Source organism: Rhizobium sp. P1_B8 (assembly GCF_056406515.1).
The window spans coordinates 345,244-361,433 of the sequence record NZ_JBFTZZ010000015.1 but is presented as its reverse complement, the minus strand read 5'-3'; the positions used below and the strand labels follow the sequence as shown (position 1 = coordinate 361,433).

The window sequence follows — 16,190 nt, the reverse complement described above, 5'->3', positions numbered from 1 at the left end:
TTTCCGTCTCGGAGATTGCCCGCCAACTCGGTCGTCATCGTTCGACGATCTATCGCGAGCTTAAACGCAATACGTTCCAGGATCACGAATTTCCGGAATACAGCGGCTATTACAGCGGTATCGCCAACGACATGAGCAAGGAGCGCCGACGACGGCTGCGCAAACTCAGACGCCATCCGCATCTGCGCGATCTCGTCATCGACCGGCTGAAGGCGCATTGGTCACCTGAGCAGATCGCTGGCCGGCTTCTCGCCGATGGCGTCAGTCCTGTGCGCATTTGCCCGGAAACGATTTATCGTTTCATCTATTGCAAGGAAGATTATCCGCTCGGGCTGTATCAGCACCTGCCGGAACGACGGCGCAGGCGTCGGCGCCGCGGCGCACGCAAACCGCGCGACGGCTTAATCCCRCTCGACTACAGAATCTCCCAACGACCTGATTTTATTGATGATCGATCACAGTTCGGCATTGGGAGGGCGATCTCCTGATCTTCCGGCGTGAACTCGGAGAGACCAACGTCACCTCTCTCGTCGAGCGCAAGAGCCGCTATACGGTGATGATCAAGAACCGCAGCCGTCACTCGCGACCGATCATGGACAAGATCATCCATGCCTTCTCACCATTGCCGTCTTTTGCACGCCGAAGCTTCACCTTTGATCGCGGCACGGAGTTCTCCGCTTTCAGGGCTTTGGAAGATGGGATCGGCGCCAGGAGCTGGTTCTGCGATCCCAATTCGCCTTGGCAGAAAGGCGCTGTCGAGAACACCAACAAGCGCATTCGACGCTTCATGCCTGGCGATACGGATCTGTCCAATGTCGCTCAGAAGCAACTTGTCGACCTCGCCCATCAGCTGAATTCGCTGCCAAGAAAGTGCTTGGGCTACAAAACACCGGCCGAGGTCTTCATGGCGCATTTGCGTGAATGCGGCTGATCCCCTACCCTTCAAACGCCCATGTTGCACTTGGTGTAGATTCTCCAGGGCTATTTAGTAATGCGACAGTTGGGCCAGTTAGAGATGCGACAGTCTCGCCTCTCGACGTTCTGGTCAATGCCAACGTTGGGAGCAAGGATGACGACCTTCAGCCTGGTCGAGACCATGAGCGGTCGGAGTCGTCATGCCCTGTTTGATCACCATGTCGCAGAAAGAATTGCATCGCCTCGAAGTCATTCAGAAGATCCGTGATCGACGCCTAAGTGTTGTCCAAGCCGCCGAGCTGCTTGGGCTCAGCCGACTACATTCTTGCACAATTGATGCTGCCGAGACATTCGGCCGAGCCCGTCTTGCTGCCCGCCCCTACTGGCAGCAAAGACTGACAATTCCCGGGAACGGCAGCATTGCCTGCCGTTCCCGGCACGCCTGCGGATTGGAGCGCCTGCTCGCTTGTTGGCCAGCAGGTGGAAAGATTCATCGTCGCTATCTGCGGCTGGATGCCTTAATCAGACGGATTCCCTTACGATCTGGCGAGTCCCTGCATGATCCAGGCGAGCATCCCGGTCTGCAACCGAACGTCTCGATGTCAAATATTGACATCGAGGTATGGATACACAACAATTCATTCAGAAATTTGAAGGAAGGTGCGGCATGACCAGCAGCCTGCATGTGAGCTTGCCCGATGAAATGCGCGCCTTTGTCGATATGCGCGCCAACGGGAAGAGCCAGTACACGACCCCGAGTGAATATGTGCGCGCCCTTATTCGCGAAGATATGGCACGCGAAGAAGACCGCCGCTATGCCATCCGATCACTGCTGCGGGCGGAAGGGGAATTCCGGCGCGGAGAAATGCTGCCCCTTTCGGCTCTTGATGCCGTCGACGCGGAACTGGATGAAGAACTGCGCTAGTGGCTCCACGCGTTCTCATCCTGCCGGCCGCACTTGATAACTATCGTTTGGCCGTCCGCGAAACGGCGCGCAAATGGTCCCCCGAACAGGCAAAGGCGTACGGCCGCCTGCTGCGGGCAGGATTTGAAGGCATCCCCGAAGCCTATGCCCGCGTGAGGACAAAGAGCGACGAGCGCGTCGGGAACTCACTCTTCCGATTGCACAAAGTCGAGCACCATTACGCCGTCTACATTGTCGCTGACGATGCAACCTTCGTCATTGCCGCGGTCTTACACGAGCGGATGGACATTCCCGCACAGCTGCGGGCAGTCGAACGATTGACCGACAGAGAGTATGAAACGTTGATGGGACACCCTCGGTCGAAGTCCTGAGGACGGTCGACCATGAGCAGCCCACCGGACACAATAGTCTGGCATGCGCGGCCTCTTCCCTCGTCTGCCTCCGCACGAGCAAAGCGGCGCTCGCGCGCCATCCCCGACGACGATGCCGGCCGGTATAAGCGAGAGATGTCGTCGTTTCCTAATTGACGCCGAGAAATTGCTTCAGCTCGGCCGTCTGCGGATTGGCGAAGACTTCCTCCGGCAGGCCTATTTCGTGAACGCGGCCCTGGTGCATAAAGACGACGCGACTGCAGACATCGCGGGCGAACTTCATCTCGTGCGTTACCATCAGAAGCGTCATTCCCTCGGCGGCAAGCTCGCGCACCACGGCCAGAACTTCGGCGACCAGTTCCGGATCGAGTGCGGAGGTAATCTCGTCGCAGAGAAGTGCGGTCGGCTGCATGGCGAGCGCGCGGGCGATGGCGACGCGCTGCTGCTGGCCGCCCGAGAGCTCGTCGGGATAGGCGTCGAACCTGTGGCCCAGCCCTACCCGCTCCAGCATCTTGCGGGCGGTCGCCTCGGCTTCGGCTTTCGGGGTCTTCTTGACCACGGTCTGCGACAGCATGACGTTGCCGCCGACGGTCAGGTGCGGGAAGAGGTTGAACTGCTGAAAGATCATGCCGACCTTGAGACGCAATGCCTTCAGATGCACTTCGTCATCGAGGAGCTGCGCGCCGGCCACGGAGATCGAGCCGTCGGTGATGGCCTCCAGGCCGTTGATGCAGCGAAGCAGGGTCGATTTGCCCGAACCGCTCTTCCCGATAATGGCGATGACTTCGCCGGCCTCCACATCGAGATTGATGCCTTTCAGCACCTCGGTGGTGCCAAAGCTCTTGCGGACTTCAGTGATTTCGATGAGCGACATTGAGCTTCCTTTCCAGGATCTGGCTGCTTTTTGACAAAGGCCAGCAGAGGGCGAAGTAGATGAGGGCGACGAGCCCGTAGACGGTGAAGGGCTGGAAGGTGGCATTGGTGACCACCGTGCCGGCTTTCGACAATTCGACAAAACCGATGATCGAGGTCAGCGCCGTTCCCTTGACGATTTGAACGGAGAAACCGACCGTGGGCGGTATGGCGACCCTCAGCGCCTGCGGGAGGATGACGTAGCGCATCTGCTGCAACCGCCCCATGCCGAGGCTGGCGGAGGCTTCCCATTGACCCCTCGCCACCGCTTCGACGCAGCCTCGCCAGATTTCGGCGAGGAAGGCGGCGCTCCACAGAGTGAGCGCCAATCCCGCAGCAAGCCAGGCCGGCACATCTATCCCGAAAAGGCCGAGACCGAAAAAAGCGATGAAGAGCTGCATCAGCAGCGGCGTGCCCTGGAAGAGCTCGATATAATATTTCGCAAGCGCCCTGAATGCCTTGCGCTTGCTAATGCGCAGGAAGAGCAGCCCCAGTCCGACCGCACCGCCGCCAATGAACGAGACGAGCGAAAGCAGGACCGTCCAGCGGGTGGCGAGCAGCAGGTTGCGCAGGATGTCCCAGAGTGTGAACTCGATCATCGCGCCGCCCTCCTCGGGAAAATGAACCCGCCGACCACCGCCAGCACCTGCCGGAGCAGGATCGCCAGCACAAGATAGATGGCTGTCGAGACGATGTAGGCCTCGAAGGCGCGGAAGGTTCGCGATTGTATGAAGTTCGCGGCAAAGGTCAGATCCTCGGCGGCGATCTGCGACACGACCGATGAGCCGAGCATGACGATGACGACTTGCGACGACAACGCCGGCCAGATGCGCTGCAGGGACGGCACGAGAACGACATGCCGGAAGGTTTCGAAGCGCGTCATGGCAAGGCTCTCGCCTGCCTCGAACTGGCCCTTCGGGGTTGCCTGGATTCCCGCGCGGATAATCTCGCAGCTATAGGCGCCGAGGTTGACGACCATCGCAAGGTTGGCGGCCGTCAGTTCGGAAAGCTTGAGGCCGAGCGACGGCAGACCGAAAAAGATGAAAAAGAGCTGGATGAGGAACGGTGTGTTGCGGATCAGTTCGACATAGGTCGCAACGACAGGCTTCAGCCAGGCCGGGCCGAGTGCGCGCACCCAGGCACAGAAAATGCCGAGCGAAATGCCGAGCACTCCGCCGATCGCGATGAGCTCCAGGGTGATCAGTATGCCCTTGATGATGTCAGGATAATATTCAAGCAGCCAGCCGAATTCGAAATGGTAACTCAAGGAATTGTCCCCTCTTGCGGTGACGGAGCGTCATGTCATCCCGCGCGCGGCGCGGGATGACATCCGTGAGACCGGGTTCCTTACAGATCCGACGGGAGATCGGCGCCGAGCCACTTCTGCGATATGGCGTTCAGCGCGCCATCGGTTTTGGCCGCAGCGATAATGCCGTTCACCTTCTCCAGAAGGGCTGCCTGTTCCTTGTTGAGACCGATGTAGCAGGGTGAGTTCTTGATGAGGAACTTCATCTCAGGGCGCTTGGGGGGATTTTTGGCGAGGATCGCAGCAGCCACGACGTTGCCGGTCGCAATGGTGTCGACCTGGCCAGACAGGAAGGCCGAGATAGTGCCGTTGTTGTCTTCGTAGCGCTTGATCGTCGCGTCGGCTGGCGCGATCTTCGTCAGCTCGAGATCTTCGACAGCGCCGCGCGTGACGCCGATGCTCTTGCCCGCGAGATCTTCCACCTTGGCGATCGAAACATCGGCCGGCGCGAACACGCCGTTGAAGAAGGGTGCGTAAGCTACGGAGAAATCGATCACCTTTTCGCGCTCGGCATTCTTGCCGAGGCTTGATATGACCAGATCGACCTTATTCGTCTGCAGATAGGGGACGCGATTGGCGCTGGTGACCGGCACGAGTTCGGTCTTGACGCCCAGCTTTTCGGCAATGAGATTGGCGACATCGATATCATAGCCCATCGGCGCCATATCGGTGCCGACACTGCCGAAGGGCGGAAAATCCTGCGGGACGGCGACACGCAGCGTACCGCGCGCCGTGATGTCGGCGAGAGCATCGGCGTGAGACGTGGAGCCGAAGCCAAAGGTTGCAGCCAGGGTCGCGATTGCGAAAAATACTCGTCTTGTCAGCATGTTTTAATTGCTCCTTTGAAGTTGCGGTTTTTTGGGTTTGACAGTTGGGCCGGAGGACACGGCCTTGGGAGGGAGTGACAGGGAACTGCGCAGCTCCGAGAGCGGATCCGGGCGCGTGGTCAGGTCGAGGCCCATTTCCACTTCGTCCAGATGTTCGACGGAGAGCTCCGCAGCCCTGACGAAATCGCCCGCTTGCATGGCCTCGAAGATGCGGCAGTGCCCATCATGGGACTGTGCTGCGTGAAATTCAGACTGATAGAGCATCGAAATAAGGATCGTCCGCGCGGTGAGATCGCGAAGGATATCGACGATGATGGCGTTACCGCTTAATTCTGCGATGCGGATGTGGAAATCACCCATCAAATAGGTCAGGCGCTGGCGGTCGCCCGCAGCCATTGCGGTCTTTTCCTCGTTCAAATGCGCGTCGAGAGCTTTGCGTCCCTCGTCCGTCAATACGCGCATGCTGCGCAGCAACCCGGCCTCGATGACACGCCGTGCCTCATAGACCGCGATCGCCTCTTCAGCGGACGGCTCGACGACAAACCAGCCTCGTCTTGGACTTACATGCACAATGCCGCGTGTTTCCAGGCGCATCATGGCTTCACGAACGCGGGTTCGAGACACGCTGAAGAGCGTTGCCAGCTGGTTTTCGCTGAGACGCGTCCCAGGCCGAATTTTGGCTGAAAGAATCCCGGAGACGATGGTCTCCTCGATGGTCTTCTGCGTGGTCTCAGATGTCTGGCTATCTTGCATACAAGACAGGAAAGCAAAGCTCGTGCCAAAATTCTGCGTTCAGGATTTCCAAGATGTCTCGGATCCCTCCCCCTGGAATTTGCACGCTGGGAATGCAAACTGAGCGCAAATTGAGCGAGCCCACAATGCCTTGCGAACCCAGATCAGCGTCGGCCGCCCAAAGCCGACAAAGCCCCTTCCCTATCGAAAAGTTGCTTGCGGCTAGACCGGTTCGGCTTATATAGTCAGGATAGTCACTATAGTCAGGATAAAGCGAATGCAGCCATCACGACCAGAGGATAAAAGTTGGACCGTCGCCAGTGCGAAGGCCAAGCTGTCTGAGGTTATCGAACGCGCGCAAGCAACGCCGCAAACAATCATGCGCAATGGCAAACCAAGCGTCGTCGTCGTTTCGGCCGAGGAATGGCAGCGGAAGACCGCGCGCAAGGGCACCCTTGCAGAGTTTCTGATGCAATCGCCGCTGCGTGGCGCTGATCTGGACCTCGAACGGCAGCGCGACGAACCGCGTGATCTTCAGCTGTGAGACTTCTGCTGGACACTAATGTGCTTTCCGAGGTGACAAGGCCGCGTCCCGATGCACATGTCCTACAATGGCTGGACAGTCTCGACGAGGATCGCTCATTCATCAGCGTCGTATCGATCGCGGAGATCCGGCGTGGTGTTGCATTGATGGAAAGCGGCCGGAAGCGCGACGCGCTGGCTGAATGGCTTGCCCAGGACCTGCCGCAGCGCTTCGAACAGCGTGTCATCCCTGTGGATCAGCCGGTTGCGATAGCTTGGGGCGACTTGATGGGGCTCGCAAAGCGAAGCGGGCGCGGCTTGTCGTCAATGGATGGCCTGATTGCCGCCACCGCGATTGCTCACGATCTCACCCTCGCCACTCGCAATATAAAGGATTTCGAGGGCTTTGAGATCGAGCTTGTCGACCCTTGGACCGAGCGCCCGTGACGATCCGCAGAGCGGACCGTCACGGGATCATTCTTTAAGTTTTGTTGATGCAAATCGTTATCCCAAAACCGCTGCGCACTTTTGGGCGACATGCATTAGTTGAAACTCGAGGTTTTGAGGAATTCCGCCAGCCGTTCAGTCTTCGGATGCACGAACATGTCCTTCGGATCGCCCTCCTCGCAGATGACGCCCTGGTTCATGAAGATGACCCGTGACGAAACGTCGTAGGCAAAGCGCATCTCGTGCGTGACGAGCAGCATGGTCATGCCGTCGGCGGCAAGCCCCTTGATCACCTGGAGCACTTCGCCCACCAGTTCCGGGTCGAGCGCGGAGGTCACTTCATCGAACAGCATCAGCCTCGGCGACATGGCGATGGCGCGAGCAATTGCGACGCGCTGCTGCTGGCCGCCGGAAAGCTGTCCGGGATAGTGGTTCGCGCGGGCGGAAAGGCCGACACGATCGAGCCATTTTTCCGCGATTGCGCGCGCATCCGGCTTCGTCATTTTCTTCACCTTGACGAGGCCGAGCATGACGTTTTCAGCGGCGCTCATATGCGGGAAAAGATTGAACTGCTGAAACGCCATGCCGGTCAGCGCGCGTTGGCGTGCAATCTCCTTCTCGCTCTTGCGGCGCCGCGTTGCTCCTTCGGCGCGATAGCCAATCTCTTCGCCGTCGAGGCTGATCGTGCCGCCCTGGAATTCCTCGAGCATGTTGATGCAACGCAGCAAGGTGGTTTTTCCGGAGCCGGACGAGCCGATGATGGAAATGACTTCGCCTTCCTGCACGGCGCAATCGACGCCTTTGAGGACTTCGTGGATGCCGTAAGTCTTGCGCAGGCCCTGGATGTCGAGAATGGTCTTGGCCATCGGGGTGTCTCCTCAGGATGGCAGGGCGGTCTTGCGCTCGACATATTTGCCGAAGTGCTCGATGCCGTAGTTGATGATGAAATAGAGACCACCGGCCAGGAAATAGAACTGGAGGCTCATGAAATTGCGGGAGATGATCTCCTGCGTGCGCAGGAGAAGCTCGGCGACGCCGATAACGGAGAGCAGCGTTGAGGCTTTCACCATCTCGGCCGCCGTATTCACCCAGGCCGGCAAACACTGGCGCATGGCCTGCGGCCATAGCACCGAGGTGAAGGTCTGGGTAAAGGTCAGGCCGATCGCCTTGGCGGCTTCGGTCTGCCCCTTGGGGATCGCCTGAAGCGCCCCGCGCACGATTTCGCCGACATGGGAGGAGCAGAAGATGGCAAGGGCAAGCACGCCGGCCGAGAACGGCCCGAGATCGAGGCCGACGGCGGCAGAGACATAGTAGCTTGCCAGCACCAGCACGAGCACCGGCGTGCCGCGGATGATATCCGTATAGGCGCGCACGGCCAGACGCAAAACAACGCCGCCATAGACGAGCGCCAGACCGACGAAAACGCCGAGTATGGAACCCGCGAGGATGGCCAACAGGGAGATCGACACGGTCACGCCGATGCCGTTCATGATGACGTAGCGGGCGATCCAGAGTTGTTCGAGAAAGGTGTGGGACATCCGGGTTTATCTCGGCAGGGCCAGACGGCGCTCGACGAAGCGCATTACGGCGGCGATGAGGAAACAGGTCGCGACATAAAGGGCTGAGGTGACCATCCAGGTCTCTATGACGCGGAAACTCTCGACATTGATCTTGCGGGCAGCAAAGGTCAGTTCCGGCACGGCGATGGCGGCGGCGAGCGAGGTGTCCTTGAAGAGCGAGATGATCGTCGAGGACAGCGATGGCAGCACGTTGCGCAGCATCAGCGGCGCGATGATGGAACTGCGGATCTGCATCCCCGTCAGGCCGATGGAAAGACCCGCTTCCGTCAGTCCTCTCGGAATTGACAGCAGCCCGGCGCGGAATACCTCGGCCAGATAGGCGCCGGAATAGAGGGATAGAACCAGGACGAAGCTTTTTATCTTGTCGAGGCGCAAACCCATCTGCGGCAGCGCGAAAAAGGCAAAAAGCACCAGGACGAGTATCGGTAGGTTGCGAATGACAGTGACATAGACCCGCGCCGGCACGATCGCAAAACGGCTTTTGGACGTCAGTGCGAAGGCCACGACCAAGCCGATCGCGGCCCCGATCAGGATCGAGATCACCGCAAGACCGAGGCTGAGTACAAGCCCGCTCAAAAGAAAATCGAAATTGCGCCAGACGGCGGCGAAATTCAACGTATAACCCATACGGGCCGCCCTTTCAGACCAGAGCATGATGCCGAAAAGTGTGAGCTCTTTTCGGACAACATCATGCTCTCACTCCTCAACTGAGAACAGGATTCAGATTTTAGGCCGACCCGGCCTGAAATCATCCTGCTAGTGGAGCGGGAGAAAAGTCCCGCTCCACATGGCTGCTACTTGAACTCGACGGGAAAGCCGATCTGCGGCGGCGTCAGATCTTTGCCGAACCAGGTCTTGAAGGACTTGGCGTAAAAGTCGAATTCAACGCCGGTCATGGCTTCGTGCAGGGCGGTGTTGACGAAGTTCAGCCAATCCTGATCGCCGCGCTTGACAGCGCAGGCATAGGTCTGCGGGTTCCAGCCGAAGCCGGCATCTTTATAGCGGCCCGGATTCTGCGTCATGTACCAGGCGAGCGACGACTGGTCGGTGGCGACTGCATCGGCGCGTCCCGATTCCAGCGCCTGATAGATCAGGTCGACGGAATCGTACTGGTCGACAGTCGCCTCCGGCAATGCGGCATGCACCATCGCCTCGGCGTAGACGTTCTGGAGAACCGAGATGGTAACGGAGGAACCGGCCGCCTTGAGGGCTGCGTAGTCGGCATATTTGCCATCCGCCTTGAGCATCAGGCCGACACCCTCGCGATAATAAGGAATGGTGAAGGCAACCTGCTGGGCGCGCTCGCCGGTAACGGTCATGAACTGGCAGGTGATGTCGACTTTGTCGGTGGTGATGTTCGGGATGCGGGCGTCGGAGGACTGGTTCACATACTCGATCTTCTCAGGATCGCCGAAGAGCGCCTTGGCGATGATGTGGCCCATGTCGACGTCGAATCCCTGAAGCTTGTCGTCGGCACTCTTGAAGTGCCAAGGCGCATTGGTGCTGCCCGTGCCGAGGACGAGATGGCCGCGGGCCAGCACTTCATCGAGCTTGCTGCCGTCCGCCAGCGCAGGCGTGGACAACAGAGCGGCGACAGCCAGCGACATCACGCCGGTGCGAAAGGAAATGGTCATGGCGTTCCCCTTATGGATGGTTCCTATTGTTCCAGTATAATGGACGCATGTCTGTTTTACTGGAACAATGTTATGAAGTGCCATCAAGGATGAATTGTCAATGGGTCATGCCGAAAAAACGCGCAGTGGTGCGTGTGGTGATTTTTTCGGCAGTGCAGCATTGTTCTCTTGTTTCAGAGGCTCAACATCATGCCTTCTCGTTCGGCGACCTGACAGCCAAGCCGAGGGCGGAAGATGTGGCCTTCAGAGCGAGCGCCTCAGGAACCGCCCGCCTTAGGCGTTTGCGGTCGCAGCGCGGATCAGCGAACCAGCCGCCTCGCCTGCGGCTTCCATATAGGTCGGGTCGCGATGCAACAGAACGACGGCGAACGAGCCATCGAGCAGCAGGACGATCTGCCGAGCGAGCTGCGGCGCTTCCGTCTTGATTCCGGCCGCCTCGAACGTAACCTGCAACCAGGCCTCGACCCTCTTCTTGTGTTCAATCCCGACTTTCATGGCTGGATGGCCAGGCATATTGGCGAGTTCCGCAGAGGTGCGCAGGAAGCCGCAGCCCTTCCATTTCGGATGGCGGGCCGCGCGGGCGAGATTGCGAAAGATGCCTTGCACCTTATCCGCCGGCTCGCCCGTCGTTTCCGCGTACCAGCGCTTGAACAGAGAGAGGTTAGGCTGGTCGCGCGCCTCCAGATAGGCCCCGATGAGATCGTCCTTGCTGGCGAAATGGTAGTAAAGGGTGCGTTTCGTGACACCGGCCTCTTCAGCCACCGCATCGACGCTGACGCTCCTGATGCCCTCGTTGTAAAACAGTTTGGCGGCCGCCGAGATGATGCGTTCGCGCGTCGGGACTGGCTGTGAGATCATGTCGCTATGTATACCGACTAGTGAATATACACAAGCATCGACCGGCGGCATACTTCTCCTGACGCAGCATAGCGGAAAGGAAAACCGAATGGCCGACACTGTTTTGATCGACAGCTACGACGGAATCGCCACGCTCACTCTCAATCGCCCGGAAAAGCTCAATGCGCTGAATTATGCCTTGATAGACCGCTTGCTCGCGATCCTCGACGCCATCGAAACCGACAGTTCAATTCGGGTGATCATCCTCACCGGCGCAGGCGAGCGGGCATTCTCGGCGGGTGGCGATATCTACGAATTCTCGGAAAGCGTGGCGCAGGGCGCCGATGTCGCCATGCGCGATTTCGTCGCGCGCGGACAGCGATTAACTGCGCGGCTGGAAGCCTTCCGCAAACCCGTCATCGCCGCCGTCAACGGCCTTGCCTTTGGCGGAGGCTGCGAAATCACCGAGGCTGTGCCCCTCGCCATCGCCAGCGAACGCGCCCTGTTCGCCAAGCCCGAGATTAATCTCGCAATGCCGCCGACCTTTGGCGGAACGCAGCGTTTGCCAAGGCTGGCCGGGCGCAAGCGCGCCCTCGAATTGCTGTTGACGGGCGACGCATTCTCCCCGCAGCGCGCCCTCGAACTCGGCCTTGTCAACCAGCTTGTCCCGCATGACGCTCTCATGCCGGCCGCCCACGACCTCGCGCGGCGCATTCTGCGTCATTCAGCGCTGGCAGCGGCGAGCATTCTGACGGCGGTGACGCGCGGCATCAACCAGAGCATTGCGGAGGGGCTCCTGATCGAAGGCGAACAATTCGCCCGCATGGCGCCAACCGACGATTTGCGCGAAGGGCTCGACGCGTGGATCGAGCGTCGCAAGCCGAACTATCCCGGCTCGTGGTCGCTCGATTGATTGTCGCCAATACTGCTGAGAATGGCTCAGTCAGAGTAATCAGAACTCTTCCCAATCGGACTTCAGCGCGACGGAGGCTGACCCGTGCTGGATGGATGCGAGGGGCGAAGTACGAACGACTTTCAAAGCCGTCGGTGCGACGGGGTGACGATCGGCCTGCGCAAACGAAGACCTGGATCTCGGCGCATCATTGAAACGGAACTGTTCAAGAAGCTCGAAGAGAGCGGCAGCCTCTCGGGCGAGACCATGGCTCGCAGCCGTCTGCTCCTCGACCATTGCGGCATTCTGCTGCGTTCCCTGGTCGACGGTGTTGATGGACTGGCTGATCCCGCCAAGCGCAGTCGATTGCTCGCGCGCCGCCTCCACGATCGCTGTGACGTTGGTATTGATTTCGTGAACCTGACTGGCGATTTCCTGGAGCGCGGATCCGGCATTCGTCACGAGGGCGACGCCGTTTGCGACATGGGAACCGGACGCTGTGATCAGGCTCTTTATCTCCTTCGCAGCTTTCGCCGACCGCTGCGCCAGCTCACGGACCTCCTGGGCAACGACCGCAAACCCCTTGCCGGCCTCCCCTGCTCGTGCCGCCTCTACGCCGGCATTGAGCGCCAAAAGGTTAGTCTGGAAGGCAATCTCATCGATGACACCGATGATGTTGGAAATTTCGCGTGACGAGTTTTCGATCTGGTCCATCGCTCCGATTGCGTCACGCACCACCTGGCCGGAATGCTCAGCGTGATTTCTGGCGCGCGCCACGAGTTGACCGGCCTCCTCGGCGCGGCGGCTCGAATCCTTGACCGTCGTCGTGATTTCCTCAAGCGCGGCTGCCGTCTCTTCGACGGATGCCGCTTGCTGCTCGGTACGCTTTGCCAGGTCGTCGGCCGCCGTGCGGATTTCGTTGGAACCGGCTGATATCGCCTTGGCATTTTCGGCAACCGTTGCCATTGCGCCCTTCAACTTCTCCGAGGCGCTGTTGAAGTCGGCACGCAGCCTTTCCAGCGAAGGAATGAAAGGCTTCTGGATCGTCTGCGACAGGTCGCCATCCGCAAGGTTCGTCAGGCAACGGGCAAGTTGTTCGACATTTTCGACGCGCGCCGTGACATCGGTTGCGAACTTCACGACTTTGAACACTTTGCCGTTCAGGTCGAAAATCGGATTGTAGGAAGCCTGGATATAGACCTTTCGTCCGCCCTTGCCCACACGCATGAATTCGTCGGCAACCAGCTGGCCGCTCGCAAGTTTCCGCCAGAATTCCTTGTAAGCCTCCGATCTCGAGTAGTCGGCTTCACAGAACATCGAATGATGTTTGCCCTGGATTTCGGCAAGCGAATAACCAAGCGCGGAAAGGAAATTGTCGTTCGCGGTCAGGATTTCGCCGGCCGGCGTGAATTCGATGATCGCCTGAGCCCGGGACAATGCGTCGATCTTGCCCGAATCCTCGGCAGACCTCAGTTTCTGCGCAGTGATATCCGTTGCAATCTTGATGACCTTGACCGGCTTCCCGCGTCGGAACACGGGATTGTAGGATGCCTCGATCCAGACCTCGCGCCCGCCTTTTCCGACGCGTTTGTATTGTTGTTGATCGAATTTCCCGGCTGCGAGCTTCGTCCAGAAAGCCTTGTATTCCGTTGAGGATGCATAGGCAGGCTCGACAAACATGCTGTGATGTTTTCCGACAATCTCCCTCAACTCGTAGCCGAGCGCCCTGCAGAAGTTTTCGTTAGCGGTGAGGATCCTGCCCGATAGATCAAACTCGATCATGGCTTGCGAATTCGATAACGCGGCAAGAGCCGCGACAGCATTTGCACCACGATCAAGAATACCCACGCGTCATCCCCCTAGATTTCGTCGCCGTCGATCCAGCCATGTCGTGAATATTCGCTTGTCCTTATTAACGGGGATTTAATTATGAATATAACGTGCAGTAAATTTTATTTTCAACCAGCGTTGCGTCCATGAGGCACATCCGTCAGGTTCTCCGGGACCGGCGGCCTACCGGCCACTCAGCCGCTTTTCAATTGCGCCATCGCCAGCAGGGTGTCAGCGCTAATCGTCGCTGATCCGGTCAGGATCGAAAGGGCTGTCGAGGTGGTGCCCGTGCCGTTGGCCATGTCATACATGGCAGTGAAGCGTTTGATCAGATCGTCGACTTTTTCCGGATCCGACAGATCCTTGATGTCGATAAAATTGCTGATCATCTCGGCTTGCTTGTCGACGTCCATGTTCGAAACATAACTGGACAGGTTGAATGTCGTCGTAAAAAACTCGAAGAGCGCGCTATCGCCCAGAATGTCATAGGCGTTCGAGATCTCCGGCGCCTTGCGCTCGAAGTAGAGGGCGAGGCGCACGCCGGTGTTGCTGTCGCCCTGATCATCCTCGAGCGTCAGCCTGACATAGGCGTCGATCGTCTCCAGCACGTCGCCGCGCTGCTGCACCGTCCCGGTGGGCTCGTCGGAAATATTGCCGTCCTGGTCGAAATTGAACGCACCGACGAGTTCGGCGAAACGATTGTCGTCCAGCTTGTTGACATAGCTATCTTCGTCGTCGAGATCGGAAGAAAACATCTTCTCCAACTCCTCCGACGTGACATCATCAGGATCGAGCCCCTTCGCCTCCAGCGCGAAGGAAACCAGGCGATCGTCGGCCAGAAATTCGCTGGCCGTGGTGATCGTCGCCATCTGCTCGCGAAAATAGGTAATCTCCTCGTCCGCCGCGTCGGTTGCTTCCGTCAGCTCGTCGCCTTCGAGGTATCGGATCTTGTTCTGCTTGTAATAGGCAGCATAGTCGTCGATGACGGATTCCGACATGGCCTGCAGCGGAACGGTAACGTCGCCATTGCTGTCGAAGTTGAAGGCCTTGCGAAAGGCTACGAACCGATCGTCGTCGAGGCTGTTGACATAGCTTTTCGAGTCCGAGGGATCGCTTTCGAGAATTTTCCGGACCTCGCTTCTCGAAACGCTGTCCGGGTCTATGTCATAGGCTCGCAACGCCATTTCCCACAGTTCCGGGAGATCGTCGTTGTCGTCATCGTCGTCGTCATCGTTCGAGACCAAAAAATCATCGATCGAAGTGACGCTGGCGATGCGCGTCGTATAGTTGTCGACGGCGTCTTCGGTGTCGGTATTGGCGATCAGCAGCTGATAATTTTCATCGAAGGCCGCCGTGGTCGCGGCCGTCTGTTCCGATGTCTGGGCCGTGTCGCCATCGGCAAGCGCGCCGTCCTCATCGAAATTAAAGGCATCGTGCAGTTCGGATAAGCCGATCGCGTCGGCGACGTCGGCGCTTTTCAGCGCCGCGGAAATGAAGTTATCGGTCTCGCTATCGGTAAGCCCGTAGGCAGTTCTCAGATAGGAAACCAGCTTGTCGTCGCTCATCAACTCATCGACGGAGGTGATGTTTCCAAGTTGTGCAGCGAAATAGGTGTCATAGGCCTCCCCGGTTTCCGAGGAAGCGATCGTCGCCGAGGCCACCGCATAAGCGCTTGTGACCAACGAGAGCTGATCTTCCGACATCACGTCGCCGTCGGTCGAACCATCCTCGTTGAAGTTGAAGGCCTTCGCCAGGTTGACATAGACATCGTCGTCGAGCTGGTTGACGAAACTATCGGCATCGTCGAGATCGCTCGTCAGAACACTCTTCAGGAAGCTGGTTGAGGTGTATTCGGTGTTGAGGCCGAAAGCCGTCAGCACATAGTTCTTCAGCTTCGAGCTCGACAGGAGATCGTCGACCGAGGTGATCGACGAGATATTCTCTTCGAAATAATCCGTCTGGTCTGCGATATCGTCAGCCTCGGTGTCGAAAGATTCCTCATAGGCGTCGAGCAGGCTGTCCCGCTGCGCATCCGACTGGGCTGTCTCCGTCTCGCCGGAAAATTTGAAAGCGGCCGCAAACTCGGCATAGCGGCCATCACTCAGACTGTTGGCAAAGCTGGATGAATCGCTGAGATCGCTTTCCAGCACCTTCTTCATGAACGCCTTGGCATATGTCATGTCTTCAAGGCCGTAGGCCTTCATGGCATAGGAGTAGAGCTTATAATCGCCCATGAATTCATCGACTGTCGTGACCTTGCCAATGTTTTCCTTGTAATAGCTGCTGTCGCGGGCAACCGTTGCCTGAGAAGCTACACTCGAGAGACTGGCGCCCAGATTTCGCGCGACCGAGAGATAGCTCACATAGGTGGAAACCAACTTCTGTCCCTTTCATAAGCACGCGCGCGCGAAAGCCTGCCGGCAGCCACGGTTGAAACTTTTCATATTTGCTGAGATCTTG

General features: G+C 58.5%; 17 protein-coding genes and 2 pseudogenes. 7 read left to right on the top strand and 12 right to left on the bottom strand.

All coding sequences use genetic code 11. From position 1 onward, the window contains the following. From AC1D2N_RS19385 to AC1D2N_RS19370, 4 genes and pseudogenes are all read left to right on the top strand, one after another. Positions 1-931: pseudogene (locus tag AC1D2N_RS19385) on the top strand (IS30 family transposase); the annotation flags it as partial. Positions 932-1,224: 293 nt separating this feature from the next. Next, positions 1,225-1,314 (top strand): annotated as a pseudogene (locus AC1D2N_RS19380) (PspA/IM30 family protein); the annotation flags it as partial. Between the two features lie 268 nt (positions 1,315-1,582). Then, on the top strand, positions 1,583-1,840 hold the full coding sequence (locus tag AC1D2N_RS19375; protein WP_018245705.1) for a ribbon-helix-helix domain-containing protein: 258 nt from the start codon (positions 1,583-1,585) through the stop codon (positions 1,838-1,840). Continuing rightward, positions 1,840-2,211, top strand: coding sequence for a type II toxin-antitoxin system RelE/ParE family toxin (locus AC1D2N_RS19370; protein WP_018245706.1), 372 nt, complete (start codon positions 1,840-1,842; stop codon positions 2,209-2,211). Before AC1D2N_RS19375 ends, AC1D2N_RS19370 begins: the two co-directional genes overlap by 1 nt. A gap of 148 nt (positions 2,212-2,359) precedes the next feature. On the opposite strand, the gene AC1D2N_RS19365 is transcribed toward AC1D2N_RS19370, so the two are convergent. The 5 genes from AC1D2N_RS19365 to AC1D2N_RS19345 all read right to left on the bottom strand — a co-directional run bounded on the left by AC1D2N_RS19365 (position 2,360) and on the right by AC1D2N_RS19345 (position 6,009). Next, on the bottom strand, positions 2,360-3,085 hold the full coding sequence (locus AC1D2N_RS19365) for an amino acid ABC transporter ATP-binding protein (RefSeq protein WP_018245707.1): 726 nt from the start codon (positions 3,083-3,085) through the stop codon (positions 2,360-2,362). Further along, on the bottom strand, positions 3,063-3,722 hold the full coding sequence (locus AC1D2N_RS19360; RefSeq protein ID WP_018245708.1) for an amino acid ABC transporter permease: 660 nt from the start codon (positions 3,720-3,722) through the stop codon (positions 3,063-3,065). The genes AC1D2N_RS19365 and AC1D2N_RS19360 overlap by 23 nt, the downstream gene beginning before the upstream one ends. Beyond that, the gene (locus AC1D2N_RS19355; protein ID WP_018245709.1) at positions 3,719-4,390 is read right to left on the bottom strand and encodes an amino acid ABC transporter permease; all 672 of its coding nucleotides are present in this window, start codon (positions 4,388-4,390) and stop codon (positions 3,719-3,721) included. The genes AC1D2N_RS19360 and AC1D2N_RS19355 overlap by 4 nt, the downstream gene beginning before the upstream one ends. Before the next feature lie 80 nt (positions 4,391-4,470). Beyond that, positions 4,471-5,256, bottom strand: coding sequence for a transporter substrate-binding domain-containing protein (locus tag AC1D2N_RS19350; protein WP_018245710.1), 786 nt, complete (start codon positions 5,254-5,256; stop codon positions 4,471-4,473). Positions 5,257-5,259: 3 nt separating this feature from the next. Further along, the gene (locus AC1D2N_RS19345; protein ID WP_018245711.1) at positions 5,260-6,009 is read right to left on the bottom strand and encodes a GntR family transcriptional regulator; all 750 of its coding nucleotides are present in this window, start codon (positions 6,007-6,009) and stop codon (positions 5,260-5,262) included. 256 nt (positions 6,010-6,265) lie between these two features. On the opposite strand from AC1D2N_RS19345, the gene AC1D2N_RS19340 reads away from it, so the two are divergent. Both AC1D2N_RS19340 and AC1D2N_RS19335 read left to right on the top strand, forming a co-directional pair. Beyond that, positions 6,266-6,532: a type II toxin-antitoxin system Phd/YefM family antitoxin gene (locus AC1D2N_RS19340; protein WP_017991284.1), complete on the top strand. Its 267-nt coding sequence runs from the start codon at positions 6,266-6,268 to the stop codon at positions 6,530-6,532. Then, positions 6,529-6,957, top strand: coding sequence for a type II toxin-antitoxin system VapC family toxin (locus tag AC1D2N_RS19335; RefSeq protein ID WP_018245712.1), 429 nt, complete (start codon positions 6,529-6,531; stop codon positions 6,955-6,957). Before AC1D2N_RS19340 ends, AC1D2N_RS19335 begins: the two co-directional genes overlap by 4 nt. A gap of 95 nt (positions 6,958-7,052) precedes the next feature. On the opposite strand, the gene AC1D2N_RS19330 is transcribed toward AC1D2N_RS19335, so the two are convergent. From AC1D2N_RS19330 to AC1D2N_RS19310, 5 genes are all read right to left on the bottom strand, one after another. Then, the gene (locus tag AC1D2N_RS19330; RefSeq protein WP_018245713.1) at positions 7,053-7,823 is read right to left on the bottom strand and encodes an amino acid ABC transporter ATP-binding protein; all 771 of its coding nucleotides are present in this window, start codon (positions 7,821-7,823) and stop codon (positions 7,053-7,055) included. 12 nt (positions 7,824-7,835) lie between these two features. Further along, the gene (locus AC1D2N_RS19325) at positions 7,836-8,495 is read right to left on the bottom strand and encodes an amino acid ABC transporter permease (RefSeq protein WP_011648868.1); all 660 of its coding nucleotides are present in this window, start codon (positions 8,493-8,495) and stop codon (positions 7,836-7,838) included. Between the two features lie 6 nt (positions 8,496-8,501). Beyond that, positions 8,502-9,164, bottom strand: coding sequence for an amino acid ABC transporter permease (locus tag AC1D2N_RS19320; RefSeq protein WP_026188703.1), 663 nt, complete (start codon positions 9,162-9,164; stop codon positions 8,502-8,504). 167 nt (positions 9,165-9,331) lie between these two features. After that, entirely contained in the window at positions 9,332-10,171 is an 840-nt protein-coding gene (locus AC1D2N_RS19315) for a transporter substrate-binding domain-containing protein (RefSeq protein ID WP_018245715.1), read from the bottom strand. Positions 10,172-10,444: 273 nt separating this feature from the next. Next, positions 10,445-11,029, bottom strand: coding sequence for a TetR/AcrR family transcriptional regulator (locus AC1D2N_RS19310; RefSeq protein WP_026188704.1), 585 nt, complete (start codon positions 11,027-11,029; stop codon positions 10,445-10,447). Positions 11,030-11,117: 88 nt separating this feature from the next. Here AC1D2N_RS19310 and AC1D2N_RS19305 point away from each other — a divergent pair, with 88 nt between their 5' ends. After that, positions 11,118-11,921, top strand: a complete 804-nt coding sequence (locus tag AC1D2N_RS19305) for a crotonase/enoyl-CoA hydratase family protein (RefSeq protein WP_018245717.1) — start codon at positions 11,118-11,120, stop codon at positions 11,919-11,921. A gap of 39 nt (positions 11,922-11,960) precedes the next feature. Here the strand turns inward: AC1D2N_RS19305 and AC1D2N_RS19300 are convergent, their stop codons facing one another. Together AC1D2N_RS19300 and AC1D2N_RS19295 are read right to left on the bottom strand one after the other, a co-directional pair. Beyond that, positions 11,961-13,748 (bottom strand): methyl-accepting chemotaxis protein, encoded by a 1,788-nt coding sequence (locus AC1D2N_RS19300; protein WP_018245718.1) that lies wholly within the window; start codon positions 13,746-13,748, stop codon positions 11,961-11,963. Positions 13,749-13,924: 176 nt separating this feature from the next. Then, complete coding sequence (locus tag AC1D2N_RS19295; protein WP_018245719.1) at positions 13,925-16,108, bottom strand: DUF1217 domain-containing protein; 2,184 nt, start codon at positions 16,106-16,108, stop codon at positions 13,925-13,927. Between the last annotated feature and the right edge of the window lie 82 nt (positions 16,109-16,190).

Coding starts and splice junctions, on each gene's coding strand:
- AC1D2N_RS19320 (WP_026188703.1), bottom strand. CDS start 9,164: ATGGGTTATACGTTGAATTTCGCCGCCGTCTGGCGCAATTTCGATTTT.
- AC1D2N_RS19350 (WP_018245710.1), bottom strand. CDS start 5,256: ATGCTGACAAGACGAGTATTTTTCGCAATCGCGACCCTGGCTGCAACC.
- AC1D2N_RS19310 (WP_026188704.1), bottom strand. CDS start 11,029: ATGATCTCACAGCCAGTCCCGACGCGCGAACGCATCATCTCGGCGGCC.
- AC1D2N_RS19360 (WP_018245708.1), bottom strand. CDS start 3,722: ATGATCGAGTTCACACTCTGGGACATCCTGCGCAACCTGCTGCTCGCC.
- AC1D2N_RS19325 (WP_011648868.1), bottom strand. CDS start 8,495: ATGTCCCACACCTTTCTCGAACAACTCTGGATCGCCCGCTACGTCATC.
- AC1D2N_RS19305 (WP_018245717.1), top strand. CDS start 11,118: ATGGCCGACACTGTTTTGATCGACAGCTACGACGGAATCGCCACGCTC.
- AC1D2N_RS19365 (WP_018245707.1), bottom strand. CDS start 3,085: ATGTCGCTCATCGAAATCACTGAAGTCCGCAAGAGCTTTGGCACCACC.
- AC1D2N_RS19315 (WP_018245715.1), bottom strand. CDS start 10,171: ATGACCATTTCCTTTCGCACCGGCGTGATGTCGCTGGCTGTCGCCGCT.
- AC1D2N_RS19330 (WP_018245713.1), bottom strand. CDS start 7,823: ATGGCCAAGACCATTCTCGACATCCAGGGCCTGCGCAAGACTTACGGC.
- AC1D2N_RS19340 (WP_017991284.1), top strand. CDS start 6,266: ATGCAGCCATCACGACCAGAGGATAAAAGTTGGACCGTCGCCAGTGCG.
- AC1D2N_RS19345 (WP_018245711.1), bottom strand. CDS start 6,009: ATGCAAGATAGCCAGACATCTGAGACCACGCAGAAGACCATCGAGGAG.
- AC1D2N_RS19375 (WP_018245705.1), top strand. CDS start 1,583: ATGACCAGCAGCCTGCATGTGAGCTTGCCCGATGAAATGCGCGCCTTT.